The sequence below is a fragment of the Pedobacter sp. 01N416 genome (assembly GCF_056399685.1).
Genome location: NZ_JBFTRT010000621.1, coordinates 1 through 2,818 on the forward strand (window position 1 = coordinate 1; position 2,818 = coordinate 2,818).

Below are 2,818 nucleotides of genomic sequence, written 5' to 3' on the forward strand. Positions count from 1 at the left end.
GGCCCGAAGGGTCATTGGGATGATGGATAAACTTTTCGGTGGCACCATTGGTTAAATTAAGTGCCAAAAGCCCTAAATTGGTGCCGATCCATATCTTATTGCCACTACCTTGAAGAAAAGAAAGCACACTGGAACCGTTGCCCATCAATGCACCGATACCTACATTTTTTACCTTAAAAGTTTTGGTATTGATCACCCGATAGCCTCCAAAAGTACCTACCCAAATATTTCCGGTTCTATCTTCATAGAGTGTTAATACATTAAAGGGGACGTTACGATTCGGGATACCTTCACCTACAAATGATTTAAATGTATTTTTCTTAGCGTCATAGTAAGCCAAGCCCCCTCCGTTTGTACCCACCCAAAGTCTTCCATTCCGGTCTTCTAAAAGTGCCGAGATATTGTTAGACGGAATGCTCGTACTATCGCCACTTTTAGTGGTATAAACGGTAAAATTGGTACCATCAAACTTATTCAGCCCATCGCTGGTACCAAACCATACAAGGCCATTATGATCTTGCAGGATTGTATTTACAGTATTAGAAGAAAGACCATTTTTAGTATTAAGGGTAATGAAATTGGGGTTATTTTGCCCCTTTACAATAGTGTACGTCAATAACAATATCCCTAGAAGTGACATTGCGCTTATACCTGATACTCGTTTTAACATCATAACAATAGATTCACGCTTTAGCGATCTGGATTGTGATTGTACTAGTGCAGGGCTTGCTTGGCTCGCCTTTGGTACACTTTGGATTTATATTTGCTTTGTGCGTAAATATAGTTAACACCCCTAATTTAAACTATTTTATTTCAGCCTCGAACGGAGATGCCGGCAAGCCTTCTGCATTATACAAATTTGCACCGTCGGGATTATCCGCCCAGGCGTATCGAACAGCAACAGGATTGGAAATGCTATCGTTCCAAACAATTACGGTGTTGCCTTCAATTTTAGCCTTGGCCCAAACATATTTTTTATCGGCACCTGCAATGGCAAAATGATAAAGTTCGGGCTCACCTTTTGCAGTTAGTCCACTTCCCACATAATCAAAATTCAAAATCACCTTATTGCCTTGCACTGTTGCTGATCTGTAGATTGGACCTGAGTAAACGATGTTTTTTTCACCATAAATCAGCTTTTCGGCCCATAAAGCCAAACGCTCGCCAATTGTTTTTTTGTTCAGGGGATGAATATCATTCCATTCGCCGGCACCGAGCCCAACAGACATTCCTGTATTTGGTACTTTTAAGGTTTGGAGCTGGCTCTGCCGCAATTGTGCCCAGTCGCTCTCAACGGGAACATAATCAACCTCCATATAATTGGGTAGTTGTGCAAATAAAAATGGAAGATTGCCTAAGCCCCATTTATTTCTCCAATCGTTAATTAGTGCAGGTAGCAGTTTGGCATATTCTCTTGGCTTGCCTGCATTTGTTTCACCTTGGTACCATAAAAAGCCACTTATACTATAATTGATTGCAGGTGCAACCATGGTATTGTAAAGTCCCGTAGGAGAACTTTGCGCCACAATTGGTTGGATAATTTGTTGCCCTGGCTGGGAATAGCTTGGTTTAGGAAATACTTGGTCCACCTGGTAATCCCATTCGCCCCTTAAGTCAATTGCTTGTCCGTTGGCCTGTAACGAATAATTTTTGTCAGGCACAAAGCCACCTTTGCCCGTTGTATTTGTAACTTTTACTAAAATGGTGTTTTTACCTGGTTTTAACAGGTTGGCTGGCACATTGTATCTTCTTGGAGGATACTGATAAGTGATATTGCCTACAAAAACGCCATTTACGAAAGTGGAATCTGCATCGATAATACGCCCCATAAAAAGTTTTGCCTGCACGCCTGTCATCCCCGCAGGAACATCAATTTCCTTTTTAAAGTACAGGATGCCATTCAGGTTTCTCACGCCCTGATCTGCCCAATAACCTGGCATCCAGAACTTATGCCATATTTTTGGCACATAAGATGATTGCAAGGTTTTAACTGGTATTGGTAGCCCCTGTCTTTTTAGGCTGTTCATATAGGTAGTATCCCGAAAGTTTTTGATCTGGGCTTCRGCTGCAGGAAAATCCTTAAATGCATCCATGCTCATCCAGGCCTCTATTGGTGTTCCGCCAACACTGGAATTAATGATCCCAATGGGAATTTTGTATTTTTGATAGAGTTTTTTTGCGAAGAAGTAAGYAACTCCTCCAAACTCAAGCAATTCTTTACCTGATGCCAACTTCCACTCCCCTTTTGGCAGATCCAGTGATTCTTTGGATACATCAGCTTTTGTGGGTACAAAGAAATTTCTGATCTGGGGAAAATTGTCGTTCTTAACTTCGTTTGGATAATTTTCTTTCAGTCTTTCCATTGCTAACACCATGTTAGATTGGCCGGCACAAAAATATACGTCTCCAATTAAAATATCGGTTAATGTAATCAAATTCTGTCCTTCAATAGTCATGGTATACGGGCCTCCAGCTTTCATTTTGGGAAGCATAATCAACCACTTCCCATCGCTGCCTGTAATTGTCTCAAACTTTCTATTGCTAAAAGAAAGTTTAACTTTCTCATTTGCATTGGCCCAACCCCAGATCTTTAAATCTGTATTTCGTTGTAGCACCATYCGATTACTGATTAGCTGTGGAAGTTTTACCTCAGCTTTTGTCTTTAGGTTTGTGAACAAAACTGTAACGAGCAAAGCGCAAAGCGGAAGATAAGATTTTACGGTCATGCTTAGAAAGTCTGGAAAATATGGCAATAGATAATTTTCGGGGAAATGTAGACGCTTACCATCCTTCCCCCAGTTTCATCACAGAAATACAT

The 2,818-nt window shown here is 40.9% G+C and carries 2 protein-coding genes; both read right to left on the bottom strand.

Annotated features, from left to right (window positions below):
• Positions 1–673: ligand-binding sensor domain-containing protein (locus tag AC1DND_RS24765; protein WP_477585218.1), on the bottom strand; the 673-nt coding region annotated here is incomplete at its 3' end.
• A gap of 130 nt (positions 674–803) precedes the next feature.
• Positions 804–2,618 carry a sialate O-acetylesterase gene (locus AC1DND_RS24770; protein ID WP_477585219.1) on the bottom strand — a complete coding sequence of 605 codons (1,815 nt, stop codon included), beginning with the start codon at positions 2,616–2,618 and terminating at the stop codon, positions 804–806.
• Positions 2,619–2,818: the final 200 nt, after the last annotated feature.